The organism is Mesorhizobium sp. BHbdii (assembly GCF_053848045.1).
In genome coordinates this window covers 859,701-882,312 of sequence record NZ_JBSPKX010000001.1, presented here as the reverse complement: position 1 = coordinate 882,312, position 22,612 = coordinate 859,701, and the positions used below count along the sequence as shown (strand labels likewise).

Here is a 22,612-nt window from a genome sequence, read left to right as displayed (position 1 = left end):
GCGCTGCCCTCACTCGCCGCAGGCGCTGAAGCCTGTTCCAGGGTTCCACTCAGAAAAGGCAATGACCTTGCCGCCAACCGCCACTGTCTTCTGCTTTGTGGTGCCATCGGGCTGCATCTTGCTGCTTTTGCCCTTGCCGGTCAAAACATTGTAATCGCAGTCGCTTGCGACATTGTCTTCAAGATAGTCATGATAATCATAGGCAAAGCCGGCGACGATGAAGACGCCGTCGCGGTAAGCGAGCGTCAGCGTCTGGTTGGTCCGTTTGCTGCCGACCGGCATCGCCGGCAGATACAGTTTGATCGAGCCGTTGGGCAGTGCGGTCAGCTCCGGCTCGGTGTCGGAGGCCTCGTAGCCGGAGCGGTCGTAACCGTTCCACTCGCCGAGAATCTGGTCACGCACGATGCCGGCAGGACGCAAAAAGTTGTGTTCGCGATCCCTGAGAAAGAAATGCATGTCCATCGGTTCGCTTGGCTGGGTCTCGACGATCATCGCCAGGTCGACGGCGCCGTCGCCATTCCAGTCGCCGGTCAGCGCGGTGATGATCTTCTGGGTTTCTATCGGTTCCGCCAGGGCCACGGTCGGTAGCAACAGCATCAGACCGAACAGCATCGATCGCATGGCACCATATCCCCCAGTTGAAGCCCGCCGTGTCCACCGGGCCGGTTCTGCCGCGGAGATATCTACAGTACGACGAGAAGAACCGCCATGGGCGCCGCGGGACAGCGCCCCCTCTGTCCGCCAGGACAGAGGGGGCGCGAAGGAGCGCGACCTGCGCAAAGTAGCCGGCGGCCCGGCACGATCACGCCCGGGCCGATGTCCCACCCTCGCCAAAAATGCCGATCACCCAATCGATGAACACCCGCACGCGCGGCGCGAGCTGGCGGTTTTGCGGATACAGCGCCGACAGCGGCGTCGGCGCCGGCGGATAGTCCGGCAGCACCTCGACCAGCGTCCCGCACTCGAAATCGCTGGCGAAGCGGTAGTGCGGCGCTTGCACGAGCCCGAAGCCGAGACGGGCGAGTTCCGCCATCGTGTCGGAGCCGTTGACCGTCACCCGGCTCGGCAGCGTGATGGTGCGCAGCTCGCCGCCAACCGTGAATTCGAGCGGCATCACCTCGCCGGTCCGCGACGAGCGGAAGCCGACCATCGCATGCCCACCGAGATCGTCGGGCGTTACCGGCACGCCGTGCCTCTCCAAGTACGCGGGGCTGGCGCAGGTCACCTCGCGCAGCGTTGCCACCCTTCGCACGATCATGCCGCTGTCGGCCTGTTCGCCGGAACGCAGCACGCAGTCGACGCCTTCGCGTACCAGGTCGACCAGCCGGTCGCCGTCGCCGATATGCAGATCGATCCTGGGATAGCGGTCGAGGAACTCGGCGAGTCGCGGCAGGATGAAATGGCGGGCCATGAAGCCGTGCACGTCGATCCGCAGCTGCCCTTGCGGCTGCGCCGCCTGGAAGCCGGCCTCGGCATCCTCCACATCGGCCAGTATGGCAAGGCAGCGCTGGTAATAGGCCTGGCCGTCTAGCGTCGGGGTGACATGGCGCGTTGTGCGTTCGAGCAGCCTGGCGCCCAACCGCGCCTCCAGCTCCTTGATCGCCTCGGTGGCGGTCGATCGCGACATCGAGAGATCGGCGGCGGCCGCGGTGAAGCTGCCGCGTTCGATCACTCGGGCAAGGAGGCGCATTCGGTCGAGACTGTCCATCGCCATTGTTCGCCATATCCGAATGGTGTTGGCAAGTCCGGAGCGATTATCCCGGCGAGTTTATCACCTACGTTCAGTCCACAAGAATTGGAGAACTGACATGGCTATGCAGAATGGAAAGGTGGCGCTGGTGACCGGCGCCTCGAAGGGAATTGGCGCTGAAATCGCCAGAAGACTGGCGCGCGACGGCTTTTCGGTCGTCGTCAACTACGCCAGGGGCGCTGAAGCCGCCGAACAGGTGGTGCGCGAGATCGAGGCAGAGAGGGGCGAGGCAATCGCCGTCCAGGCGGATGTCGGCGAGCCCACGGGCGTGGCGCGTTTGTTCGACGCTGCCGAGCAGGCCTTGGGCGGGCTGGACGTGCTCGTCAACAATGCCGGGATCATGAATCTTGCGCCGCTCGCTGAAATGGACGTCGCGGATTTCGACCGGCAGATCGCGGTGAACCTCGGCGGCGTGTTTCACGGCATGCGCGAAGGTGCCAGGCGGTTGCGCGACGGCGGCCGTATCATCAGCTTCTCGTCCAGCGTCGTCGGGCTCTACCAGCCGACCTACAGCGTCTACGCCGCGAGCAAGGCTGGCGTCGAGGCGATGACGCATGTGTTGGCCAAGGAGCTCGGACCGCGCGGCATCACCGTCAATGTCGTGGCGCCGGGGCCGGTGGCGACCGAGCTGTTTCTCAACGGGAAGTCCGAGGCGCTGGTCGAGACGATCACGAAAACGATCCCGCTCGGCCGGCTTGGCCAGCCCGCCGACATCGCCGGCGTCGTGTCGTTCCTCGCCGGGCCGGATGGCGGCTGGGTCAACGGCCAGGTGCTGCGCGCCAATGGCGGCACAGTCTGACTTTCCCTTCAAATCGCTACTGAGGAACCGACATCATGCCGTTTGCAAATTTCAAGGTGCCTGAGCGCGCTCTGTCCGCCCGGCAGAAGGAAGACCTCATCCATAAGACCACCGCTTTGTTCGTCGAGCTGTTCGGCGGGGAGGTGCGGCCCTACACAATGGTGCTGATCGAGGAGGTCGCCGATGGCGGCTACGGCCGCGCCGACGAGGTGTTCACGATTCCTAGGGATTGAGCTCCCGATCTCCCCCCTTGTGGGGGAGATGCCCGGCAGGGCAGAGGGGGGCGCTGTCCCGCAGGCCTCAAGACCTGGGGTTCCTCGCCCCCGCGAAGCGGAGGAGAGGTGGCCGCGAAGCGGCCGGAGGGGGCTTTCGTAGGGCGCAGTCCCCCTCTCCGTCTCGGCTTCGCCGAGCCACCTCTCCCCCACTTTCGTGGGGGCGAGGAACCTAGCTGGAATGATTCTGCGATCCTTCACGCCCCCTCGTCCTGCCGGACATCTCCCCCACGAGGGCCCACGAGGGTGAGATTGGCAGCTTGACTGTCCGGCCAGCCTTGCAACGGTGGCTCCGTTGCTGCTTCATCAGATGAGCGAGGAGGAAACCGATGATGACCGCAAACAGGCGGACCAGCTGATGGCGCCGGTCAAGGTCGACCCCGCCAAAGTGCGCGAATTCAGCGATGCCGAAAGCTTCTACGCCTGGCTCGGCAAGCACCACGACACCGAGACAGAAGTCTGGATCAAGATACACAAGGTCGATTCGGGGCTGCCTTCGATCACGCCCAAGCAGGCCATCGACGTCGTGCTGTGCTGGGGTTGGATCGACGCCGTGCGCAAGGGGCTCGACGACAAGAGCTATTTGCAGCGCTACACGCCGCGCGGCAGGAAGAGCACCTGGAGCCAGATCAACGTCGACAACGTCGCCCGGCTGATCGAGGAAGGTCGGATGACCGAGCACGGGCTGAAACAGGTCGAGGCAGCGAAGGCCGACGGCCGCTGGGCGCGCGCTTACGGAAGCGGCAAGGACATGAAAATCCCCGGGGATTTGCAGGCGGCCATCGATGCCGAGCCCAAGGCGAAGGCGATGCTGGCAACGCTCAGTGCGCAGAACCGTTTCGCGCTCGCCTTCCGCATCCACAACATGAAGACCGAGGCTGGGCGCAAGAAGAAGATCGCGGTGTTCGTCGAGATGCTGAAGCGCGGCGAGACGATCTACCCGCAAGGAAGGAAATGAAGCTTTGGAGTCGGGCAGGTATGGCAATCAGGCGCCGCCCGTCCGACGGATCGCCTGATACCGCTCGGGCGGGGAGCAATCGCCGCCGTCAGGCCGCTCGCTTCGGTTCGATCGCAAAGGGGCTGAGCCCCAGCCAGGTCTGCATCTTCCTTGCTATGTCCTGATTGCCCGTCAAGGCGAGCTTCACTCCGGCCCTTTCGACCGTGATCAGTCCCATCCAGATTTCGGTCATCGTGTGCAGGTCGGTCGAGACGTAGAGGTCGACATCGAACCCCGGATCGTACCAGCACAGATCGACCTCGCCATGCTTTTCGACGATCAGCCACCACGACCGTTTGGACGCCGGTAGCTCCTGATACAGAAATTGTATCACTGTTCGCCCGTCTGGAAGCGGGGAGGGGTTCAAATTGCGCCGCATATCCCACATCAGCAGCGACGGATCGAGGTTCTTCAGGGATAGCCGGGACTCGACCCATTTCTGGCCCCAGAAACCCATCGCCTCGACGACGGAACGCAAATCTCTGCCCGCCTCCGTCATCTGGTATTCGAAGATGCCCTTCTCGGCGCGCACCTCCTTGCGCTCGACGATCCCCGCCACCTCGAGTTCCTTGAGTCGTTGCGACAGAAGGGTCGGTGACATCTTGGGGACGCCGCGGCGCAGGTCGTTAAAGCGGGTCGATCCCGCCACCAGCTCGCGAAGCAGCACCATGGTCCAGCGGGTGCACAATACCTCGGCAGCCATCGATAGCGGGCAGAACTGTTTGTATCCGGACTGGCTCATGATTTCAATCTCTCCTCCAACTCGGTCAGGACCATAGGCCTTCCCTGGCGATGCGGCGAGTACAGAAGCTGTACCGGCCTAGTACAGTTCGCGGACTGGCTGGCGCGGGCCTTGCCATGCGAGCCCTTGGCCGGCGCACGGGATACCCCTATGCGCCATAACCAGGAGACATGACCCATGACGGCCTACATCATCGCAGACATCAAGGTGAAGGACGCGCAGTGGATGCCGGCCTACGCCGCTTCGGTCCACGACCTCGTTCACAAGCACGGCGGCAGATATCTGTCGCGCAGCGGTAATGTGAAGACGCTTGAAGGCAAGCCGCTCGACACGACTTTGATCGCCCTGATGGCGTTCCCGTCCGAGGCGGCGGCTCGCGCCTTCACCGACGATCCTGCCTACGCTCCCTTCGTTTCGGCCCGTCAGGGCGGCAGCGACAGCCGTTTCCAGCTGATCGACAACACTGATCTAGCTGGCACGATTTCCTATCTGCCGAAGGGATGACAAGCTTTGAGGGACGACGAGCTTTGCCGGCATTCAATGCGTCGAATTCCGGAACAACCAACAAGAACAAGTCGCAGGTTTTTTCCGGCCAAATCCAGGCCAGGATCTGTGCTTCGATCACAAGAACGGAATGAATATGACAATCTACTTTTGCAATAAGCTTCTCATGGCCGGCGCCGTCCTGTCCGTCTGCACTGCATTCGCGCAGGCCCATCAGCACGGCTCGGCGTCTGTGCCCGGCGCCAATCCTCTGGCCGACAAAGTGCGTGCAGCCGATAGCCGTTTTCTCGATGTTTCGGTCGCCACCGCCGAGGGCTATTTGCCCATTCCCTGCGCCAGCGGCATCACCGGCGGCGCCATGGGCATTCACTACGTCAACGCCGAATACCTGAAGGACGACAAGATCGATCTCGCCCGTCCTGAAGCCGTCATGTACGAACCGATGGCCGACGGGACGCTGAAGCTGGTGGCGGTCGAGTACATCACCTCGAAAGGCCCGGCGTCGCTGGACGGACACCTGTTCAACTTCAACAGCGCGCCGAATCGCTACGGCCTGGGTGCTTTCTACGAACTGCATGTCTGGGCCTGGAAGGGCAACCCGACCGGCACGTTCGCCGACATGAACCCGATCGTATCGTGCGACCCGACGGTCGCCCCAAGCCAGTAGGCGATCAGGCCGGGCGGCGTCACCGCCGCCTGGCTGTCCGGCCTCCTAACGCTGGCAAGCTGGCCGGCGCCGGCGCGCCACAAGCGGTTCGGAGGAGGCGGCGCGCTTCAAGGCCAAGGCGTGAGCCAACAGGCCTGAGCCAGGTGGGATCAGGTCTGCGCAGGTCGAAAGCGACAGCTCGCGGAGCGCCGCGCGGCGCCGGAGTTTTCCGGCGCTTCTCTGGCCGCAACACTGCCGCTCAGGCCGACATGGCCAATGGCCTTGCGCTCTTGTTGGGGATCTGGATGTCGATCTCCAGCGTCGACATCGTCTCGCCGCGATCCATCGAGACCTGCAGGTAATCCTGGTCGATCTGCACATGCCTGGCGATGACGGCCATGATCTCCTCGCGCAGCACCGAGACGAGATCGGGCTGGCTGCGGTTGCGGCGCTCATAGGCGAGCAGCACCTGCAGCCGCTCGCGCGCCACCGGCGCGCTGCCGCGCCGCTTGAAGAGGTCTAACAGGTTCATGCTGCCCTCCTTCCAAAAAGCCGATCGAGAAAGCCCTTGCGCTCGAACGGCACGACGACCGGCAGTTCCTCGCCCTCGAGCCGCTTGGCCGCCTCGATATAGGCGCGGGCGGCGGAATTCGTCGGATCGCTCAGCGTCACCGGTGAACCGAGGTTGGAGGCCTTGAGCACGTCCTGGCTTTCGGGAATGATGCCCAGGAGCGGCGTCGACAGGATCTCCAGAACGTCGTCGATCGAGAGCATTTCGCCGCGAGCCGCGCGGGCCGCATCATACCGCGTCACCAGCACGTGCTTGGCGATCTGCTCGCCCCGCTCGGCCTTGACGGTCCTGGCGTCGAGCAGGCCGATGATGCGATCGGAATCGCGCACCGAGCTGACTTCCGGGTTGGTGACGATGACCGCCTCATCGGCAAAGCGCATGGCAAGCTGCGCGCCGCGCTCGATGCCGGCCGGACTGTCGCAGAAGACGTAGTCGAACACCGAGCTTAGCTTTTCTATCACCTCGCCGACGCCCTCCTCGGTCAGCGCATCCTTGTCGCGCGTCTGCGAGGCCGGCAGCAAGAACAGCGTCTCGACCCGCTTGTCGCGGATCAGCGCCTGCGAGAGCTTGGCCGTTCCCTGGATGACGTTGACCAGGTCGAACACCACCCGCCGCTCAGCGCCCATGATCAGATCGAGATTTCTTAAGCCGACGTCGAAGTCGACCAGGGCCACCTTCTTGCCGGTCCTCGCGACCGCGGCGCCAAGGGCGGCAGTCGAAGTCGTCTTGCCGACGCCCCCCTTGCCCGAGGTGACCACCACTACCTTGCCCATATATGCCTCCATTATTGTTGTTGGTATTGTTTAAGCGTCTGATTTAGGCGATCCGCTTAAGTGTTTGTTTCATATGCAATTCTAAAAACATCGCGCACCTTTGGCCGGCATGCTTAGCTGAACGGCGCGATGCGCAGCGTGTCTTTTTCGAGAAACGCCTGGACGGCTTTTCCGCGCAAGGACGGCTCCATCTCCTCGGCGGTGCAATACCAGCCGTCGACCGACAGCAGCTCGGCCTCGTTTTTGCGGCAGAAGATGCGCGCCGCCGAATGGCCGAGCACACCGGCAGACGCCCGCCCGCGCAGCGTGCCGTAGACATGGATGGAGCCGGCGGCGACGATCTCGGAACCGGAGGCGACGGAGCCCAGCACGATGACATCGCCATGCGCGTGGAAGACCGACTGTCCCGAGCGAATCGGCGTCTTGACCATCAGCGTGGCGGGCGCTTCCGGCTGCCTGTCTTCTGGCTTGCCCTGTTCCGCCCTGCCCGCCTCTTCCGGCTTGCCCGCCTCTTCAGGCCTGCCCTTGCTGTCGGCCTGCATGAGCAACCCGGCGGTGGCCTCTTTCGCACCGATCAGTACGGGCGGCAGATTGGCCTCGAGCGCCGTGCTGCCGTCGAGCTCGATGGCGTAGATGCGGATGCCGCGCAGGCCAAGCTCAGCAACCAGTGCTTCGATCTGGCCGACCTCAGGCTTCAGCGTGTTGAGGTTGAGCACCACCGGCCGGCCGGCGAAATAGCCCGGTGAATTGCCGATCCAGCGATCGAGGCTCTCCAGCCACTCAGAAAGCGGGGCCTCCGGCGTCAGCGTGAAGGCGACGAACGAGCGGGCGCGAAAACGAATGGATTTGGTCTCGACGGGGGCGGCGAAGGTCACGGACAGCGATTCCTTACTGATAGGTAAACGCTAGCCAGCCATGGTTAACGAAAGGTTAACGGAGGGGGTATTCGCGACATTAGGAAAGCCGTTTACTGACTGCCCGGCTGTGTCAGCAGCCGAGCGGCAGCGCTGGAAATTGCTTGCCCTTCTCGACACCTTGCTGGCTAAGTGCCCTTTGCTGCGTCCTCGATAAGTTCCGCTAGCAAGGTAGAGAACCGCTCGTCAGTCCTATCCCCTATGTTTCCCACTTCTCTTGCCACCATCCCGGGCGAAGAGACCGACACTTGCCCGCTCAGCTGAACGTTGACCGTGAACGTCCTTCCGACTTCCTCCTTCTCCACGCCCTGCTTGCTGTAGACTTTGAACCGGATAGATGGTGTTGACGCTTTGGCTTGGCGGCGTGGCGCGGTGTCCATCTCGACAGTCACCTCGCCCGCCACTTCAGCCTTGGCCGCCTCCAACGACGCAACCACGACGTGGTTTAGCCAGGCCCTGGCTTGCGCGCCGAAGTCCACCACACCTGCCTCGGCCTTCTTATTGCGGACCTTCCCCTCTTGCTCACGGGCTTCCTTCCCGCGCTCAAGGGCTTCTTTGAACTTAGACATCATGGTTTGCCTCCGATTGTAAGCGCATGAGACCAGGCGTCACATCCCGATGCTCCTCCTAATGGGTAGAACGCGCACAATCGGCGTCCGTTGCGTAAGCGGAGCCCGCGGTTCGCCGCTGCGCACGGTAGCTTCCTTCTGGCGCGGTCGATCGCCCGGGTGGCGGCGGTAATCGCGGCGCTGTGGTGGTGGCTGGGGTAGCGTGTCAGCAGCCGAGCGGACGGCGCTGGAATTTCCCTGCCCTTTCCCACAAGATGCCTGAACATCCCGGAGGGCTCGTCATGTGCAACCTCTACAACATCACCACCAGCCAGGAGGCGATCCGCCAGTGGACCCGCGCCCTGCGCGACATGCTCGGCAATCTTGAGCCCTCCATCGACATCTACCCCAACCAGCCCGGCCCGGTGGTGCGCAACGCGCCGGACGGGACGCGCGAGCTGGCCAATCTGCTGTGGGGCATGCCGACGCCGATTGAGCGGGTGAAGGGCAAGGCCGACTACGGCACCACCAACATCCGCAACCCGCAATACGGCCACTGGCAGCAATATCTCGGCGTCGAGAACCGCTGCGTGGTGCCGCTCACCAGCTTCGCCGAACCGAGCCCGACGCCGGGCGACAAGGACCCGGATACCGGTATCCAAAGGAACTACTGGTTCGCGCTGAACGAGAAGCAGCCGCTGTTCTTCTTCGCCGGCCTGTGGACGGGCTGGCAAGGTGTGCGCAAGGTCAAGGACGGCCCCGGCGACTTCGAGCTTTATGGTTTTCTTACCACCAAGCCAAACGCCCTGATCGCGCCAATTCACGAGAAGGCCATGCCTGTCATCCTGACCACCCAGGAGGAAACCGAGACCTGGCTGACAGCGCCGTGGTCGGAGGCCAGGCACCTGCAGCGCACGGCACCCGACGACGCGCTGGTGATCGTCGACAAGCCGGCGACGCAGATAAAGTTTCCGCCGCAGGCGCCACAGGTGCCGGTACAGGGGTCGCTGTTCTAAAGCTTGAACTTCTGCAGCACCCAGATGTAGCCCTTCGGCGGGTGGTCCTGGTCGATGAACTGGGTGCGCACGGTGGTGTCCTTCCGGCTGCACCGTTTGCACCTGAACCTGATGGTCTCCAGCGGCTTGTTCCAGCCCACCACCTGCGCGACATCATTAGCCCTGAAGCGTCCCACATGGTAGCAGTGGCCGCACTCCACGATGAGCAGCATGTTGGCCTTCGCGGCACGTCCAACGCTGTCCATCGGCCCGGCCATCGGTCATTTCCGGGCCAAATAGTCCTCGGGAAGCGGAAGCAGGCCAAGATCCGGCATCCGGAAATCGGGCTCCTTGTTCGCTAGGCTGGCCATCACCTCATGCAATTTGTCGACAAGTCCACTAAGCTGCCAATACAGCTCGCCATGCGCCTTCAGATGCAGTTGCGACGAAAGCACCGTCCTGCGCAGGCTCAGGGCGTCCCTGATGATCGCCTCCGCATGCCTCGTCGAGAGCCTGTCAAACCGGCTTTTTCGTCTGCCCATCGCGGCTCTCCCTAATTTGTGAGCAACCGCCCCACCTGCTGACAAATAGGAAGGGATTCCTCACGGAGTCAATTTACACTTGACATATTTGTTCCCGTTTTGTTCAATTTGAACAGAACTATTGGAGGGCACCGCCATGGACCACATCGTGACGCTGGACAGCCGCCAGGAGGCTGCCCTTCAGGCCATCGCCGACAAGTTCATCGCCCGGCACAAGGGCGATGCGGTGAAGGCCCTCAAGCAGATGATCGTGCTTAATGGGCATTTGCAGGAGCGGCTGGATGCGGTTGAGGGATCGCGGCGGGCGACGCGCTAGGGATTCAGAAGCGGCGAAAACAAGATCGGCGAGATGCGGGCTGAGATTTGTAGCGGCCTGGCCTTCATGACGACGCGAACGGGTGCGGCACGAGGCGCGCACGAGCAGTAACATTCAGCGCGCTGATGACGTCACAAGACGGACGGCAAGCTCAGCGGCTTCAGCATCGGACAGGCCTTGTCCCTCGGCGAACGACAACCAGGTCGAGAACTCGAGGGTGTGTGCGAGCGTTGCGCTGAAGAATCGAAGCCGGGCTGGACTCACCTTCCAGCCCGCACGCAGTATCTCCGCTGCTCGCTGGAGCATCGTACGCCTCCGCTCCAGCGCAGCCGCCACCACTGGCATCTCGGCGTCGCGGTAAAGGTTGGCGAGGAGTTGACGCTTGCGGCGATAGTAGCCGTAGAGCTGCTTGAGCGCCGTTCGGTGACGCTCCTGCGGGTTCTCAATGCCGATCCAGGTATCTGGCCTCGGCGGGGGATCGAGCTCGAACGAATACGCCGTGCAGGCGGTGAAGATCGCCTCCTCGTCGGGGAAGTGGCGATACACCGTGAGGCGCTGCACCCCGGCCTTTTCGGCTATCGCGCTGATCGTGGTTCGCGAAGGCCCCACGGTATGGTGCAACTCGGATGCCGCGCGCGTGAGTGCCCGATGGGTTTCAGCCTGTTTGTCGGCCCGGGACTTGAGGGTGTAGCGCCGAGGTAGTACTTTCGGTGAACGCACGTGATTACCCATATTGACGAGAGCCGAATCCGAGTTTATCGATGAGTGAACATAAACGTTCACCGATCATCAGCCAAGGAGGGAGCCATGGCCGCCCCCATCACTATCCCGCATAGTGCCGGCGACTCCTTCGCAATTGGCGGTTTCGGTATCCACTGGAAGATTGACGGCGCAGCGAGCGACAAGCGCTTCTCAGTGGTTCACCACTCTCTTGCCCCTCATGCGCTGGCGGCGCCGCTTCATCGGCATCATCGGGAAGACGAGTATTCCTATGTTCTCACCGGCCGGCTCGGCGCTTTACTTGGCGATGATGTCGTCACCGCTGAACCAGGTACCTGGGTGTTCAAGCCGCGCAACCAGTGGCACACCTTCTGGAACGCTGGTGAAGAGCCGTGCGAGATCATCGAGCTGATCTCTCCTGCGGGATTCGAGAACTACTTCCGAGAGCTCGCGGCGCTGTGGCCCGATCAAACCAAGATGCCCGGGCTGCTCCGGAAGTACGAGCTCGACATGGATCCCGGAAGTGTGGCCGAGCTTTGTGCCCGGTATGGGCTGGTTTCGGCCCGCCCTGAAGCTGCCACCTAAGAATCTGTCACTGCTGGGGCTTCGAGCGGTAACCACGAGATCCGATCCGCGAGGGCCCGGCGAACTCTGGTGCAGACTGGCGCCACAGACCGACCTGCCATTCGTCGAGAGTGCGCCGGCCGTAAGGTATCGACGAACGCGCTCCGGCTGGCCGCAAAAGGTCGTGATAGCGGTGTGCTTCCGCCAATCCGAAGCTATTTGCGCCAGCACCGGACAAAAGAGCAGCAGCGTTCGGTATCTGCTTCGGGTCACCCGTTTGCGCGAGGTGCATCAGGTACGGCTCTGAACAATTTGCGTACCGTGCTAAAATCCGCGGGCGACCGCCATGGGCGTCGCTACCTGCTTCCGGACTAAGGCTTGATGTGGACGCACCAGGTTCTCGTAAAGTGTCCGGCGCAGAGATGCGTGGCCGCCGTCTTCGCAGGCTCAGGTTCCGCCAGGCATCCGACGCGGCTGCCTGGCAGGCGACGGCACGCCCCCTCAATGCCGCTTGAAATACTGCACCTCGCGTTCGTGCTTCTCCGCAGCCTCGCGGCTGTCAAACGTCCCGAGATTGCGGCGCTTGCCGGTCTTTTCGTCCTTCTTGCGCGAATAGAGGCGGTATTTTCCGTCTTTGAGTTTTCTGATCATCTGTCACTCCCCGAGCCGCCGCTTCCCCTTGAGGTTGCGCGCGGCTTGCTCGATCGCCGCCCGGTCGTTTCCCAGCCTGTCGAGCAGTTCTGCGCCTGGTCGCCCGATATGCCGGTGCGCACCGCCAGGGCCTCCACCGTCAAGACGTCGGAGCTCGCGACCTCGCGGGTTTCCGGCAGGGCATCGCCTGCCGTCAGGGGCAGGGGTTCAAAGCGCGAAGACAGCGCGCTCTTGCGCATCGAGTCGCGCCACCAGCCCGGTTTCCCAGGCGATATATTGTCGGGCCGCTTCGAGATTGCCGGTGTGGCGGTCGTGCGTGAAAAACACGAAGTCGATCGCCTCTTCGTCCGGCGGCTCATCTGGCGTGGATACTACCGGCAGCCCAGCTGCCTTCCACGCCGCCGGGTCGCCTTTCATCGCACGGATATCAGCGTAGCCCATACTCCGCAGATCGCTCGCGATCAGGCCGGCGACAACGGCGTCACCGCCACAGAGCACGATCGGCCGCCCCATCTCGACGCCTCTGACTGCATCCGCAAGATTGGATCGTAGCGTCCAGCGCGCCCCCGAAATGTGACCAGCCCGAAAGCTCATGCTTGGCCTTGTGTCGAGCAGGATTTCATTACCGGTCAGAACGGTGCCCAATTTGCAAACGGGCGACGGAACGGCGACAGAGCGGGCAGCAACATCGATGTCTGGCCAGGCAGTTTCTCCACCAGCGAGTACGTAGACCTCCCACCCCATATGCCTCAGCCATTTCGCGACGACCACGGCGCGCATTTCGTTGTCATCGACGAGAACAATCCGGGCGCCACGCACGGCAGCCCAGACATCAGTCGACTGAATCAGCTGGCCGCCCGGTGCGTTCACGGCGCAGTCGAGATGCTCCGCCGCGAATTCGATGTCGCTACGAACGTCGAAGACGTAGGTCGTACGCCCCTCATCCCTTCCCCATGCATTCACATCAGCCGCTCGCGTGAATACGACGTTCCACCGTTCCGCCAACGCGCGGGCCCGCACTGCCATAGTTTTCAGCGACTCGATAGGAGGGATCGCTTCAACCCTGCGTGAGGAACCACGCTCCAGCTCCAGCCCGGCAAGCGTCCATCCCTGAGTACCATTCTCGAGGGCAAACACCGGATTCCTGATCCCCATATCCCTCAGAATTTGTGCTCCGAGGATCGACCGCGTCCGTCCAGCGCAATGCACGACCACCGGAATTTCTTCATCCGGAACGAAAAACTCAGCGCGATAGGCCAGCTCGCCATTGGGCACGCAGATGCTGCCCGGCACGTTCATTTTCGTATGCTCATTGAACGGGCGCCCATCAACGATGACGAGCGCGTCGCCGCGCTGGATCCGCTCATGCAATGCCGCTGGCGTAATATGCGGCACTTCAAATGCCTGCTCCACCAGTTCGCCAAAGGCCTTGCTCGGCACGAACACGCCCTCGAACAAAGTAAATCCAGCCTCTGCCCAGCCACGTGCGCCGTCGATCAGAACTCGTATGTCACCATAGTCGAGCCGCCTTGCGAGGCCTGCCGCGTGTTCCGCCCGGCCTGATAAACCGTCGTCGTACAATACGACACGGCAGTTTCGCCGCGGCACCAGCCTCGTCAACAATATTTCGAAGCGACTGAATGGCGCTGACGAAGCGAGAAATGGATGTCCGGCCGCGAACTCACCAGCTTCACGCACATCGAGCAGTGCAATTTCATCGCCATCGCTTAGGGCGCGCTTCAGCGCCCAGGCGTCAATTCCAACAGATGATGTCACTGCATGACCCTAGCGTTTGGTGGCGACAGCCATTTTCATAGGCTGGGCGGTCTCTGCTTCGAGGTCGAACACCAGCCTCTCGGTGAGTGCTTCGAGTGCCTTGCCGTAGAAGTGCAGGTGCCGGATCGGTGTTTCGCTCCTGATCTCCACTGAGTGGATCTCGTTGGCGAGCAAAGCGATGCCTTCACCTGGACGCACTTCGACCTCGCCGGTGACCGTCAGCTTGGCAGGACCGGGGCCGGTACCGCCATCGATTCGATCGTAGAGGGTGTTGTGCTCGCTGCCTTCAACGGCCGCGATGCACGCCCAGGTCGTGTGATTGTGCGGCGGCACCTTGTTGCCGGGCCGCATGACGTTGAGGTAGAGTGTGAATCCCTGATCGTCGTCCGAACGCACGAGATATCGGGCCTGCCGCTCGTTCGGCTCCGGGTCGGCATAGTTGGCAGCGTTCCATTGATCAGGAAGGGCGGCGAGCTTTTTCAGCGCGTCGAGCACCTTGGAAAGGCTGGCGCGGGTTGCCCCTTCGCTTGTGACGATCGCCCGGGCTCGTTCGACCATCGCGTCAATCATTGCGTCGTTGTCACTGCGCATGCTTCATCCTCCGTTGCGGATCTCGGCGTTGGTTTTCGAAAACCGAGAGCCCCGCCTCGAGATCGGCGATCAGATCGTCAGGGTCTTCAAGGCCGATGTTGATGCGAAGCAGCGGTCCCGTTGTGCGGTCTTGTGAGGCGGTTCGGATGGGCTTCGATGGCAGGATCAGGCTTTCGTAACCACCCCAGCTGGAACCGATGCCGAACAGCTTGAGCGCGTTGATCAGGCCGTGGATGGCATCATGTGGGGCAGGAGCAAGTTCCAGGCCGAACAGGCCGGACGCTCCGGTGAAATCTCGGCGCCACAATGCGTGCGACGCATGGCCGGCAAGTGCGGGATAATAGGCACGCGACACCGCCGGGTGCCGCAATAGCCAGTCAAGCACAATTTCGCTACTTTGCTGGTGCTGGCGCAGTCGTGCGCCGAGTGTGCGCAGCCCGCGGAGCCCAAGCCAGCAATCGTCCGGCCCGGCAATAACGCCGTGTGCGGCCGCATAGCCGCGTACGCGCTCGAAATATTCCTCGGTAGTGACCGCTATGCCGAGCATGGCGTCGGAATGGCCGACAATGTATTTTGTCGCCGCGTGAATGGACACGTCCACGCCGCGTGCAAGAGCCTGAAAGAACAGCGGTGTCGCCCAGGTGTTGTCGGCGACGATGGCGATTCCCCGGGGACGGCAAACCGAAGCGATCGCCGGGATATCCTGGACCTCAAACGTCAAGCTGCCCGGAGATTCGCAATAGACCACACGGGTGCGATCCGTAATGAGGCTGGCAAGCTCCGCACCTATCGCCGGATCGTAGTAGGTGGTTGAAATCCCGTCTCTGGCCAGGGCCTCATCACAGAATTTTCGCGCCGGCCCATAGACCGTGTCGACCATCAGCAGATGATCGCCCGGCCGCAGCAACGCCCGCAGCACATTGGCGATCGCTGAGAGCCCGGACGGAAAGGTCGTGGCGCGAAAGCCACCTTCAAGCGCGGCTACTGCTTCCTCCAGCGCGAACGTCGTCTGGGTACCGTAACGCCCATAGCGGAGGGACGAGAATTTCTCGACACGCGAACTTTCATAAGCCTGGAGGTCGGGATAAAGTATTGTCGAAGCGCGTACGACGGGAACGTTGACGACGCCACCGAAAGCCTGTGGATCACGCCCGCCATGAGTGAGAATTGTGTCCGGCCGCAGCCCGTTGACTTTGTTCACTGCGCGTCCCCAAAGACCGTATAATGCGCGTCGGTAGGCATTCGCCCCGCGCCGTTCACTGCGGAAATATCCTGCGGACAGGCCGAAAACACCACGACAACGTCCACGAGGGCTTCGAACACCACATAGTCGCCTGGTTTTGAAACCGGCGGTTCGCGAGTGATCTGCCCATCGGGCGCCACGGGGAAATTCATGAACAGGTTGAGCGGCCCGGGCGTGAAATCCACGTCGCGCCCGATCGCCTTCAGTGCCGCGTGGAAATTGTCCTCGCAATTGTCATGCGCCGGGTATCCCATCTTGGCGTAGATACCGGGGCTGCAGCAGCACATTAACGTGTCGTGGACTCCGGGCGTCGTGTCTTCAACCAGCTTGAGCATTGGCCGATAGCGGTTGGAGACAAGGACATCGCCGACAGCGGGAGTAAGACGGCTGTTCCAGGAGCGGGTTGCTTCCATGGCCATGTACTCGCCGAAATCCGCAGCGCTAAACGCCCAGGTATCGAGTACCTGGGAGCCAAACGTGTTTTCGACCCTCAGCTTTTGCCCGGCGGTAAGTGCGACTGACGTGCCTTTGCGCGCGGGAATGGTCACGTGTTCCTGTTTCATCAGGCTGTCCTCAGAGTCTTGCCGGTCGATCGGGGCTGGGTCGGTGCATTGCCGTAGGGATAGGCAGGCGCACCGAGTTTCATCGACAGATCGCGGCCGCCCTCCTGCAGCATGGCAACCCATGCCGGGATTTTTGCAGGATCGAATACATCGAGCGGAAGCACGAATCCGATCGCCGCGGTGACTTTGCCGTCGCCCCCCAGAACAGGCGCCGCGACCGCAACGAGCCCCGGCGCACTTTCACCGTTGCTGACGCAGAACCCGCTCTGGCGGATTTCTTCGAGCTGATCTGTCAGCACAACCGGGTCGGTAACGGTCGCTGCCGTGATCGGCGTCATCGGGTTCCGATCAAGAAAGCCTCTAAGCTCCTGCTTGGCCAAGCCCGCCAACAGCACTTTGCCGGCCGACGTGGCATGTGCGGGCAACCTGTTGCCGACGCGCCAATGGCCCTCGGCATAGAGCGGCCCCTCGACGGCCATCAGATGAAGCACAATGTCGCGATTCATAACGCTCATCGTCGAGGAAAGACCGGAACTCTCCATAATCCGCCGCAGCACCGGCAGCGCGTCGCGCGCAAGCGCACTGGATTTCGGGTAGCGCGATCCAAGCTCGAAAGCGGTGATCCCGACCTTGTAGCGCCGGGTCGTCGGATCCTGTTCGAGCATGTTCTGGTCGCGAAAAACGGCCAGAAGCTTCGAGACCTTGCTCTTGGGCAAACCCGTGGCAAGGCACACATCGCCGACGGAGAGGGTCTCGATGGTGATGAACAGGCGCAGAATGTCGAGCGCGGTATCAAGCGTTTTCATTAAATATCCTCTCGTGGCGCTGAAGACCCCGGCAGGATAGACACATTGTAAATATCGCTGCGGCGTGAAGCGAGATGGGACTGGCCAACGGACCGCGTTGCCGCGGGATCCACCCATGGCGCAAGAAGAATGGCATCCTCGTCGCGGCTCGCAGGTCCGGCCCGGAACCTTCCGTCAGGCCCGACGATGCAACTTGAGCCAAGAAAGCTCAGATCGCCTTCGGCGCCCGTTCTGTCGGCGACTGCGATGGTGATCTCGTTGGCGCATGCTGCAGCGATCGCCATGTGGCAGCCCATCGGAAGTCCATGCGCATCAAATGGATCGCGATGACGGGGATTGCCCGCCCAATTTGTCGGCAGCACCACAAGCGTGGCGCCAGCAAGCGCCATGGCGCGCATCATTTCGGGGAACCAGAGGTCATAGCAGATGGCGACGCCTACCTTTCCCCAAGGCGTGTCAACGAGCAGCATCGAACCGCCGGGATCATAGAGGTCGCGCTCAAAATTCCAGAGGTGCAGCTTCCGATAACGCCGGCATGCGCCATCCGGGCTGATCACGACAGCGGTATTGTACAGCACGTCCTCGTGCTCTTCGATCAACCCGCCGATCACCCACAGATTGTGCGTCCGAGCTGCATCGGACCAGGCAGCCACAGTCTTTCCCTGCAGTGTTTCAGCCAGCGGCATCAATTGTCCGACGCTGTCGAACACATAGCCGGTGATGGCGCATTCAGGAAGCACCGCAATATTTGCGCCCGCGGCCGCGGCTTTCGCAAGTAGCGCAACACTGCGCGCCCGGTTCTCGCTCACGGCGCCATGCACGGGGTTGAATTGTAAGATGGCGATTTGTGGGTCAGGCATGGAGAAGGCTCCACTCGGTGCCGACAAATGCCACCCGATCTCCACTGTGCACCACCGGGTCCGTGCGCAGCCCGATCAGCGCCACGGGAGCGTCGAACACGATCTTTTCGAGTTCCTCACCCCAAACGCTTTCTACAATTCCAATCGGCTGCCCGGCTGGCACGATGCTTCCTGCCACCGCTTGTTGGCGAAAGAGCCCACCATGGCTGCACATGACGTGACGCCGCCGAGTTACACGCTGGACACTTCCTGGCTCCCAGCCGTCGGCTTCGAGAAGCCCTATATGCTGCGCCAGTCGAAACAATCCCCTTACACCCTGCGCAATGTATGCCGGCTCTTGCCGGCTCCCACCGCCCAACTCGACCATGAAAGCCAACAGTCCGGCCTTGAGCCCCTGATAGTCGAGGGCGCCGGCGACATTGCCCGGCAGTTCCGATCCGCCGTCGACGGGCATGCGGCAAACAACGAAGGGATCGAACGTGGCCGCGGCGGCGAGCAGCGTCTTTTCGTCAGTCACCTGAGCAGATCCGATTTTGTAGACCACGTATGGTTTGCTGTCGAAATACGGGTTCATCGTGTGAAAATTGACCAGCACGTCGGCAACATCCCGAATCTCCGAAAACAGCGTCCAGGCAAGGCGCTCCGATGCCAGTCCATCGGCTCGTCCGGGAAACGACTGATCAAGGTCAAGTTCATCCTGGGGCACACGTTTGCGCCGCGCGTCGAAGCCAAGCGGGTTCGAAACCGGCGTCACCACGACTCTGCCTCGCATTTGGCTTGGATCCAGCGCGCGATAGAAGTCCAGCGCCGCAAGGACGCCATTGATCTCGTCGCCGTGCACAGCGCCATTCAGCCACAGACAGGGACCGTCTTGCATACCACGCATCACGAGATAAGGCAGATCAATAGTCTGGCCGCTCGCCATCGTTCCCATGCCTAGTCGGCAGCTAGCGCGCTCGCCAGGCTTGAGGGCCAGAAGGGCATTGTTGACCGATCCGCCGTGCTTGAGTTTGGAGTCCATCATGCCGCCTCCTCGCCGAGATAGGCGACGCGCACCCGCGGGTCTGCCAAGACCGTCTTCGCCGGCCCATCGACGGCCAGAGTCCCCATCTCAAGGACAATTGCCCGGTCGGAAAACTGCAGCGCGCCCATCACGTTCTGCTCGGCAATAATCACGGTGACGCCGCGCGCCGCGATCTCTTGCACCGTCTCGAATATCTCGCGCATCATCATAGGCGCCAGTCCCAGTGTCGGCTCATCGAGCAGCAGCACCCGCGGCTTCAGCATAAGCGCCATCGCGATCTCGATAATCTGCTGCTGGCCACCGCTCAGGTAGCCGACAGGCACATTCCACTTTGCTTTGAGCATCGGGAACTGATCTGTCGCCCGTCGAATTGCGGCCTCGCGCTCCTGTCGCGACAGTGTATAGCCGCCCATGAGAAGGTTTTCGGCGACGGTCATCGCCGGGAAATTACAGCGTCCTTGCGGGACCAGTGCGAGTCCGCCCATTAGTCGCTGCTCGGGCGTCGTGTCCGTAATGTCCTTGCCTGCGAAGGCAATCGATCCATCGAAGCGCTTGCCGATACCGAACACGGATTTCAGAAGGGTCGACTTTCCCGCCCCGTTACCGCCCATCAATGTCGTGATCGTGCCTCGCTCGATCGCGAGATTGACGCCGCGCACGATCGGCTCGTCGACATAGCCGACCGACCAGTTGTTCAGCTCGATGATTGGATTCATGGAACCTTCTCCGTCGTGACATCGCTGCCGGAGCCACCGAGATAGGCACGCATGACGCGCTCGTCGGCGCGCACCGTTACAGGCGGTCCTTCCATCAGTTTCCGGCCCGCTTCCAGAACGACCACATGATCGGCATGACGCATGACGAACGGGATGTTGTGCTCAATGATCACAAAGGTCCGCCTCTCGAACTTCAGCGCGTCGAGCAGGCGCGAGAGATCGCGGATCACGGATGGGTTCACGCCCGCCAGCGGTTCATCGAGAATGATGATCGCCGGATTCATAATGAGCGTCGCCGCCAGTGCAAGCAGCTTACGCTGTCCGTAAGATAGGATCGCCGCCGGCGCCTCGCGATAGCGTTGCAACCCGACACGCTCGATATGTTCGTCGAGGACCTCGGATGATGGCGCCATCTCTCGCACCCGCGCAAAAGTGAGCGGATTTGTCGCCGCCGCACCCCCCGCGGCAATGCGCAGATTGTCACGCAGCGAAAAGCGTTCGTAGACACGAACGTTCTGAAAAGTGCGCACCAGTCCAGATGCCGCGACCGTGTGAGCCGAAGCACCGGTAATGTCCTTGCCGGCCAGAATCACCCGTCCGGCGTTGGCTTTGGTGAATCCGGAAATGCAGTCGATAGTGGTGCTTTTACCCGAGCCATTGGGTCCGATCAGCGCGGTAACCGAGCCCGCCTCGACGGAAAATGACACGTCGTCGATCGCCTTGATTCCGGCGAAGCTCTTGGAAAGCCCTCTGACTTGAAGCAGACTTGTGCCCATCACGCTCGCCTCCGCCACAGCCGCAAGCGCCTGTCCTCTAAATATCCACCAAAACCGCGTGGCATCACAATGATGATGGCCGCAAGCAGCACCCCAAAGATGACAAGACGCCACTCAGAACTTACGCGCAACATTTCGGGCAGCGCGGTGAAGACCAGGCTCGCGCCCAGAACGCTCCAGAAATGTCCGGCGCCGCCCGCTATGACGATGATCAGCAGTATCTGGGTGTAGTACATGTCGAAAATGCCGGGCTCGACGATCGAGAGGTGGAAGGTGTACAGAGCGCCGACAAAGCCGCTTACTGCACCGGAGATCACAAAGGCGAAAAGCTGCCAGCCAGAAACATCCATTCCCTGTGAGCGGGCGAGCGACTCGTCCTGGTTGGCCGCCAGCAAAATCTTGCCCATCCGCGTCGACATAATGGAGTAGAGCAAAGCCAACACCGGAGCGATCAGCATCAGCGCGATCCAGTAGAACTGGAACGGATCGGCACCGTCCAGGTTGACCACGCCCGGAATGGATATCGAGAGCGGTGGCAGGCCGGGGATGCCCATAGCGCCGCGCGTAACTTCGGTCCAATTGCGGGCCAGGAGTTGCAACAGCAATGTCAGTGCCAACGTGACAATGACGAATGCTGCCCGCGACACCCTGAGAGCGGGTACACCAACCAGAACGGCAACCACCGCGCAGATTGCTGGGGCGATCAGCAGGCACAGCCATGGGGACAGCCCGAGGCTCTGACTGCCGATCGCCGATACGTAGGCGCCGACACCCCAGAAGCCAGCCTGTGCAAAGGAAAGCTGACCGGCAAAACCGTAAATCAGGTTGAAGGCCTGGCTCATCGCAGCAAAGATCAGAGCCATGATGGCAATCTTGATGACGTAGGTACTTGGCGCCAGAAGCGGTGCCGCGACGATCACCGTGACTGCGACAACGCTGAGAGTAACAAATAGACGGCGTGGCATGGCGGCAGTTTCGAGGCATGAGGCAATTGCAGTCATATCCGCACCCCTTGTCCAAACAGGCCAAGCGGCTTTACCTGCAAGATCACGATCATAAGGCCGAACACCACGACGTCCTGCAGTACTGTCGAACCAAGTCCGCCCGCAAAACTCTCAGCGAGGCCGACAATCAGCGCGGCCACAGCGGCGCCAGGTATATGGCCAAGGCCACCAATGATTACGATGGCAAAAGCCTTGAACAGCAGCGAAACGCCGAGCAGCGGATGAACCGTGAAGAGAGGCGCGAGAGAGGCGCCCGCCATGCCCGTCAATCCCATTCCCAGGATAACGGCATGGCCGGCTACTCGCTTCGGGTTCATTCCGACAACTGTGGCGGCAAGCGGATTTTGGGCCAAGGCACGCATGGCCATTCCAAAGCGAGTGCGGGTCAGGAGCCACCAAACCGCGGCCAGCGTTCCAAGTGCGATGCCAGCGGCCGTCAGGCGAAGCTGTTCGACACCAACGCCAAAAAACTCAATTCTGGAGTAAACTTCGGGGAAATCGATAATGTGCGGCGTCGCGCCGACCGTGGCGAGTAGCGTGTTCTGCAGAATCATGCCGATGGCAAGCGTCAGTATAATGCCGCGTTCGAACTCGCCACTTTTGAGATGCTTCAACAGGCTCTCGTAGAGCAGAAAGCCTACCATGGCGATGACGACACCAGAGGCCGCAACCCCGACGACATAGGGCAGTCCGAGCCAGTTGCTGAGTACAAGCATGGCGAACGCACCGAGCGCGAATATCTGCCCGTGCGCGAAATTGACGATTTCGAGCACACCAAAAATGAGCGATAGACCAACCGCCACCAGCGCATAGATGGCGCCGAGGATAAGTCCATTAATCAGCAATTGCCCGAGCAGGGAAATGTCCATGGCTCTGATTGACCTTTATTGGCGAACACGGCCTAAGCATAGGAGGCGCAGATCTGTCTTTCGACAGATCTGCGCCCCCG

30 protein-coding genes and 1 pseudogene are annotated in these 22,612 nt (G+C 61.7%); 8 read left to right on the top strand and 23 right to left on the bottom strand.

What is annotated here, in order from left to right; genetic code table 11:
- Positions 1-9: 9 nt before the first annotated feature.
- Together ACWTU8_RS04300 and ACWTU8_RS04295 are read right to left on the bottom strand one after the other, a co-directional pair.
- Positions 10-621: a hypothetical protein gene (locus tag ACWTU8_RS04300; protein WP_455847163.1), complete on the bottom strand. Its 612-nt coding sequence runs from the start codon at positions 619-621 to the stop codon at positions 10-12.
- 181 nt (positions 622-802) lie between these two features.
- Positions 803-1,708 carry a LysR family transcriptional regulator gene (locus ACWTU8_RS04295; protein WP_455848380.1) on the bottom strand — a complete coding sequence of 302 codons (906 nt, stop codon included), beginning with the start codon at positions 1,706-1,708 and terminating at the stop codon, positions 803-805.
- A gap of 100 nt (positions 1,709-1,808) precedes the next feature.
- On the opposite strand from ACWTU8_RS04295, the gene ACWTU8_RS04290 reads away from it, so the two are divergent.
- From ACWTU8_RS04290 to ACWTU8_RS04280, 3 genes are all read left to right on the top strand, one after another.
- On the top strand, positions 1,809-2,549 hold the full coding sequence (locus tag ACWTU8_RS04290; RefSeq protein WP_455847162.1) for an SDR family oxidoreductase: 741 nt from the start codon (positions 1,809-1,811) through the stop codon (positions 2,547-2,549).
- Positions 2,550-2,584: 35 nt separating this feature from the next.
- The gene (locus ACWTU8_RS04285) at positions 2,585-2,782 is read left to right on the top strand and encodes a tautomerase family protein (protein WP_287339385.1); all 198 of its coding nucleotides are present in this window, start codon (positions 2,585-2,587) and stop codon (positions 2,780-2,782) included.
- A 397-nt stretch (positions 2,783-3,179) separates the two neighbouring features.
- On the top strand, positions 3,180-3,779 hold the full coding sequence (locus ACWTU8_RS04280) for a YdeI/OmpD-associated family protein (RefSeq protein WP_455848379.1): 600 nt from the start codon (positions 3,180-3,182) through the stop codon (positions 3,777-3,779).
- Positions 3,780-3,867: 88 nt separating this feature from the next.
- On the opposite strand, the gene ACWTU8_RS04275 is transcribed toward ACWTU8_RS04280, so the two are convergent.
- The gene (locus ACWTU8_RS04275; RefSeq protein WP_455847161.1) at positions 3,868-4,560 is read right to left on the bottom strand and encodes a winged helix-turn-helix transcriptional regulator; all 693 of its coding nucleotides are present in this window, start codon (positions 4,558-4,560) and stop codon (positions 3,868-3,870) included.
- A gap of 177 nt (positions 4,561-4,737) precedes the next feature.
- Between ACWTU8_RS04275 and ACWTU8_RS04270 the strand changes: the two genes are divergently transcribed.
- Positions 4,738-5,064 carry a DUF1330 domain-containing protein gene (locus ACWTU8_RS04270; protein ID WP_455847160.1) on the top strand — a complete coding sequence of 109 codons (327 nt, stop codon included), beginning with the start codon at positions 4,738-4,740 and terminating at the stop codon, positions 5,062-5,064.
- Positions 5,065-5,230: 166 nt separating this feature from the next.
- The gene (locus ACWTU8_RS04265; RefSeq protein WP_455847159.1) at positions 5,231-5,731 is read left to right on the top strand and encodes a hypothetical protein; all 501 of its coding nucleotides are present in this window, start codon (positions 5,231-5,233) and stop codon (positions 5,729-5,731) included.
- A 238-nt stretch (positions 5,732-5,969) separates the two neighbouring features.
- Here the strand turns inward: ACWTU8_RS04265 and minE are convergent, their stop codons facing one another.
- From minE to ACWTU8_RS04245, 4 genes are all read right to left on the bottom strand, one after another.
- Positions 5,970-6,242: a cell division topological specificity factor MinE gene (gene minE, locus ACWTU8_RS04260; RefSeq protein WP_029351320.1), complete on the bottom strand. Its 273-nt coding sequence runs from the start codon at positions 6,240-6,242 to the stop codon at positions 5,970-5,972.
- Positions 6,239-7,054 (bottom strand): septum site-determining protein MinD, encoded by an 816-nt coding sequence (gene minD, locus ACWTU8_RS04255; protein ID WP_029351318.1) that lies wholly within the window; start codon positions 7,052-7,054, stop codon positions 6,239-6,241. The genes minE and minD overlap by 4 nt, the downstream gene beginning before the upstream one ends.
- Before the next feature lie 113 nt (positions 7,055-7,167).
- Positions 7,168-7,929: a septum site-determining protein MinC gene (gene minC, locus ACWTU8_RS04250; RefSeq protein ID WP_127210938.1), complete on the bottom strand. Its 762-nt coding sequence runs from the start codon at positions 7,927-7,929 to the stop codon at positions 7,168-7,170.
- Positions 7,930-8,096: 167 nt separating this feature from the next.
- Positions 8,097-8,540 carry a hypothetical protein gene (locus ACWTU8_RS04245; protein WP_455847158.1) on the bottom strand — a complete coding sequence of 148 codons (444 nt, stop codon included), beginning with the start codon at positions 8,538-8,540 and terminating at the stop codon, positions 8,097-8,099.
- Between the two features lie 278 nt (positions 8,541-8,818).
- Here ACWTU8_RS04245 and ACWTU8_RS04240 point away from each other — a divergent pair, with 278 nt between their 5' ends.
- Positions 8,819-9,532 carry an SOS response-associated peptidase gene (locus tag ACWTU8_RS04240; RefSeq protein ID WP_455847157.1) on the top strand — a complete coding sequence of 238 codons (714 nt, stop codon included), beginning with the start codon at positions 8,819-8,821 and terminating at the stop codon, positions 9,530-9,532.
- On the opposite strand, the gene ACWTU8_RS04235 is transcribed toward ACWTU8_RS04240, so the two are convergent.
- Together ACWTU8_RS04235 and ACWTU8_RS04230 are read right to left on the bottom strand one after the other, a co-directional pair.
- Positions 9,529-9,789 carry a hypothetical protein gene (locus ACWTU8_RS04235; RefSeq protein WP_455839514.1) on the bottom strand — a complete coding sequence of 87 codons (261 nt, stop codon included), beginning with the start codon at positions 9,787-9,789 and terminating at the stop codon, positions 9,529-9,531. The two genes, ACWTU8_RS04240 and ACWTU8_RS04235, sit on opposite strands and share 4 nt — an antisense overlap.
- 3 nt (positions 9,790-9,792) lie before the next feature.
- Complete coding sequence (locus tag ACWTU8_RS04230) at positions 9,793-10,053, bottom strand: hypothetical protein (RefSeq protein WP_287339388.1); 261 nt, start codon at positions 10,051-10,053, stop codon at positions 9,793-9,795.
- Positions 10,054-10,189: 136 nt separating this feature from the next.
- Here ACWTU8_RS04230 and ACWTU8_RS04225 point away from each other — a divergent pair, with 136 nt between their 5' ends.
- Positions 10,190-10,369, top strand: coding sequence for a hypothetical protein (locus ACWTU8_RS04225; protein WP_455847156.1), 180 nt, complete (start codon positions 10,190-10,192; stop codon positions 10,367-10,369).
- A gap of 114 nt (positions 10,370-10,483) precedes the next feature.
- Here ACWTU8_RS04225 and ACWTU8_RS04220 read toward each other — a convergent pair whose 3' ends face one another.
- Complete coding sequence (locus tag ACWTU8_RS04220) at positions 10,484-11,152, bottom strand: TetR/AcrR family transcriptional regulator (RefSeq protein ID WP_455847155.1); 669 nt, start codon at positions 11,150-11,152, stop codon at positions 10,484-10,486.
- Between the two features lie 24 nt (positions 11,153-11,176).
- On the opposite strand from ACWTU8_RS04220, the gene ACWTU8_RS04215 reads away from it, so the two are divergent.
- On the top strand, positions 11,177-11,674 hold the full coding sequence (locus ACWTU8_RS04215; protein WP_455847154.1) for a cupin domain-containing protein: 498 nt from the start codon (positions 11,177-11,179) through the stop codon (positions 11,672-11,674).
- 480 nt (positions 11,675-12,154) lie between these two features.
- Here the strand turns inward: ACWTU8_RS04215 and ACWTU8_RS04210 are convergent, their stop codons facing one another.
- From ACWTU8_RS04210 to ACWTU8_RS04150, 13 genes and pseudogenes are all read right to left on the bottom strand, one after another.
- Positions 12,155-12,304, bottom strand: coding sequence for a hypothetical protein (locus ACWTU8_RS04210; RefSeq protein ID WP_127204769.1), 150 nt, complete (start codon positions 12,302-12,304; stop codon positions 12,155-12,157).
- A 3-nt stretch (positions 12,305-12,307) separates the two neighbouring features.
- A pseudogene (locus ACWTU8_RS04205) lies at positions 12,308-12,513 on the bottom strand (DUF2934 domain-containing protein); the annotation flags it as partial.
- Positions 12,512-14,080: a rhodanese-like domain-containing protein gene (locus tag ACWTU8_RS04200; RefSeq protein ID WP_455847153.1), complete on the bottom strand. Its 1,569-nt coding sequence runs from the start codon at positions 14,078-14,080 to the stop codon at positions 12,512-12,514. The pseudogene ACWTU8_RS04205 and the gene ACWTU8_RS04200, both read right to left, overlap by 2 nt.
- 9 nt (positions 14,081-14,089) lie before the next feature.
- The gene (locus tag ACWTU8_RS04195) at positions 14,090-14,671 is read right to left on the bottom strand and encodes a hypothetical protein (protein ID WP_455847152.1); all 582 of its coding nucleotides are present in this window, start codon (positions 14,669-14,671) and stop codon (positions 14,090-14,092) included.
- Positions 14,661-15,872 carry a cystathionine beta-lyase gene (gene metC / locus ACWTU8_RS04190; protein WP_455847151.1) on the bottom strand — a complete coding sequence of 404 codons (1,212 nt, stop codon included), beginning with the start codon at positions 15,870-15,872 and terminating at the stop codon, positions 14,661-14,663. Before metC ends, ACWTU8_RS04195 begins: the two co-directional genes overlap by 11 nt.
- On the bottom strand, positions 15,869-16,477 hold the full coding sequence (locus ACWTU8_RS04185; RefSeq protein ID WP_287236222.1) for an urea carboxylase-associated family protein: 609 nt from the start codon (positions 16,475-16,477) through the stop codon (positions 15,869-15,871). Before ACWTU8_RS04185 ends, metC begins: the two co-directional genes overlap by 4 nt.
- A complete protein-coding gene (locus tag ACWTU8_RS04180; RefSeq protein ID WP_455847150.1) occupies positions 16,477-17,283 on the bottom strand; it encodes an IclR family transcriptional regulator in 807 nt (268 codons plus the stop codon). Before ACWTU8_RS04180 ends, ACWTU8_RS04185 begins: the two co-directional genes overlap by 1 nt.
- Positions 17,283-18,143: a nitrilase-related carbon-nitrogen hydrolase gene (locus tag ACWTU8_RS04175; protein WP_455847149.1), complete on the bottom strand. Its 861-nt coding sequence runs from the start codon at positions 18,141-18,143 to the stop codon at positions 17,283-17,285. The genes ACWTU8_RS04180 and ACWTU8_RS04175 overlap by 1 nt, the downstream gene beginning before the upstream one ends.
- A complete protein-coding gene (locus tag ACWTU8_RS04170; protein ID WP_455847148.1) occupies positions 18,136-19,167 on the bottom strand; it encodes a M14 family metallopeptidase in 1,032 nt (343 codons plus the stop codon). The genes ACWTU8_RS04175 and ACWTU8_RS04170 overlap by 8 nt, the downstream gene beginning before the upstream one ends.
- A complete protein-coding gene (locus tag ACWTU8_RS04165) occupies positions 19,164-19,883 on the bottom strand; it encodes an ABC transporter ATP-binding protein (protein ID WP_455847147.1) in 720 nt (239 codons plus the stop codon). Before ACWTU8_RS04165 ends, ACWTU8_RS04170 begins: the two co-directional genes overlap by 4 nt.
- Positions 19,880-20,677 (bottom strand): ABC transporter ATP-binding protein, encoded by a 798-nt coding sequence (locus ACWTU8_RS04160; protein ID WP_455847146.1) that lies wholly within the window; start codon positions 20,675-20,677, stop codon positions 19,880-19,882. The genes ACWTU8_RS04165 and ACWTU8_RS04160 overlap by 4 nt, the downstream gene beginning before the upstream one ends.
- Positions 20,659-21,660, bottom strand: coding sequence for a branched-chain amino acid ABC transporter permease (locus ACWTU8_RS04155; protein ID WP_455847145.1), 1,002 nt, complete (start codon positions 21,658-21,660; stop codon positions 20,659-20,661). The genes ACWTU8_RS04160 and ACWTU8_RS04155 overlap by 19 nt, the downstream gene beginning before the upstream one ends.
- On the bottom strand, positions 21,657-22,532 hold the full coding sequence (locus ACWTU8_RS04150; RefSeq protein WP_455847144.1) for a branched-chain amino acid ABC transporter permease: 876 nt from the start codon (positions 22,530-22,532) through the stop codon (positions 21,657-21,659). The genes ACWTU8_RS04155 and ACWTU8_RS04150 overlap by 4 nt, the downstream gene beginning before the upstream one ends.
- Positions 22,533-22,612: the final 80 nt, after the last annotated feature.

What these genes read in the sequence shown, in the direction of transcription:
- ACWTU8_RS04180 (WP_455847150.1), bottom strand. Translation starts at nt 17,283, where the DNA reads ATGAAAACGCTTGATACCGCGCTCGACATTCTGCGCCTGTTCATCACC.
- ACWTU8_RS04235 (WP_455839514.1), bottom strand. Translation starts at nt 9,789, where the DNA reads ATGGCCGGGCCGATGGACAGCGTTGGACGTGCCGCGAAGGCCAACATG.
- ACWTU8_RS04175 (WP_455847149.1), bottom strand. Translation starts at nt 18,143, where the DNA reads ATGCCTGACCCACAAATCGCCATCTTACAATTCAACCCCGTGCATGGC.
- ACWTU8_RS04170 (WP_455847148.1), bottom strand. Translation starts at nt 19,167, where the DNA reads ATGATGGACTCCAAACTCAAGCACGGCGGATCGGTCAACAATGCCCTT.
- ACWTU8_RS04295 (WP_455848380.1), bottom strand. Translation starts at nt 1,708, where the DNA reads ATGGACAGTCTCGACCGAATGCGCCTCCTTGCCCGAGTGATCGAACGC.
- ACWTU8_RS04300 (WP_455847163.1), bottom strand. Translation starts at nt 621, where the DNA reads ATGCGATCGATGCTGTTCGGTCTGATGCTGTTGCTACCGACCGTGGCC.
- ACWTU8_RS04280 (WP_455848379.1), top strand. Translation starts at nt 3,180, where the DNA reads ATGGCGCCGGTCAAGGTCGACCCCGCCAAAGTGCGCGAATTCAGCGAT.
- ACWTU8_RS04150 (WP_455847144.1), bottom strand. Translation starts at nt 22,532, where the DNA reads ATGGACATTTCCCTGCTCGGGCAATTGCTGATTAATGGACTTATCCTC.
- ACWTU8_RS04225 (WP_455847156.1), top strand. Translation starts at nt 10,190, where the DNA reads ATGGACCACATCGTGACGCTGGACAGCCGCCAGGAGGCTGCCCTTCAG.
- ACWTU8_RS04195 (WP_455847152.1), bottom strand. Translation starts at nt 14,671, where the DNA reads ATGCGCAGTGACAACGACGCAATGATTGACGCGATGGTCGAACGAGCC.
- ACWTU8_RS04265 (WP_455847159.1), top strand. Translation starts at nt 5,231, where the DNA reads ATGGCCGGCGCCGTCCTGTCCGTCTGCACTGCATTCGCGCAGGCCCAT.
- ACWTU8_RS04275 (WP_455847161.1), bottom strand. Translation starts at nt 4,560, where the DNA reads ATGAGCCAGTCCGGATACAAACAGTTCTGCCCGCTATCGATGGCTGCC.
- minE (WP_029351320.1), bottom strand. Translation starts at nt 6,242, where the DNA reads ATGAACCTGTTAGACCTCTTCAAGCGGCGCGGCAGCGCGCCGGTGGCG.
- ACWTU8_RS04210 (WP_127204769.1), bottom strand. Translation starts at nt 12,304, where the DNA reads ATGATCAGAAAACTCAAAGACGGAAAATACCGCCTCTATTCGCGCAAG.
- ACWTU8_RS04165 (WP_455847147.1), bottom strand. Translation starts at nt 19,883, where the DNA reads ATGAATCCAATCATCGAGCTGAACAACTGGTCGGTCGGCTATGTCGAC.
- ACWTU8_RS04240 (WP_455847157.1), top strand. Translation starts at nt 8,819, where the DNA reads ATGTGCAACCTCTACAACATCACCACCAGCCAGGAGGCGATCCGCCAG.
- ACWTU8_RS04185 (WP_287236222.1), bottom strand. Translation starts at nt 16,477, where the DNA reads ATGAAACAGGAACACGTGACCATTCCCGCGCGCAAAGGCACGTCAGTC.
- minD (WP_029351318.1), bottom strand. Translation starts at nt 7,054, where the DNA reads ATGGGCAAGGTAGTGGTGGTCACCTCGGGCAAGGGGGGCGTCGGCAAG.
- ACWTU8_RS04285 (WP_287339385.1), top strand. Translation starts at nt 2,585, where the DNA reads ATGCCGTTTGCAAATTTCAAGGTGCCTGAGCGCGCTCTGTCCGCCCGG.
- ACWTU8_RS04215 (WP_455847154.1), top strand. Translation starts at nt 11,177, where the DNA reads ATGGCCGCCCCCATCACTATCCCGCATAGTGCCGGCGACTCCTTCGCA.
- ACWTU8_RS04245 (WP_455847158.1), bottom strand. Translation starts at nt 8,540, where the DNA reads ATGATGTCTAAGTTCAAAGAAGCCCTTGAGCGCGGGAAGGAAGCCCGT.
- ACWTU8_RS04155 (WP_455847145.1), bottom strand. Translation starts at nt 21,660, where the DNA reads ATGACTGCAATTGCCTCATGCCTCGAAACTGCCGCCATGCCACGCCGT.
- ACWTU8_RS04270 (WP_455847160.1), top strand. Translation starts at nt 4,738, where the DNA reads ATGACGGCCTACATCATCGCAGACATCAAGGTGAAGGACGCGCAGTGG.
- ACWTU8_RS04230 (WP_287339388.1), bottom strand. Translation starts at nt 10,053, where the DNA reads ATGGGCAGACGAAAAAGCCGGTTTGACAGGCTCTCGACGAGGCATGCG.
- ACWTU8_RS04290 (WP_455847162.1), top strand. Translation starts at nt 1,809, where the DNA reads ATGGCTATGCAGAATGGAAAGGTGGCGCTGGTGACCGGCGCCTCGAAG.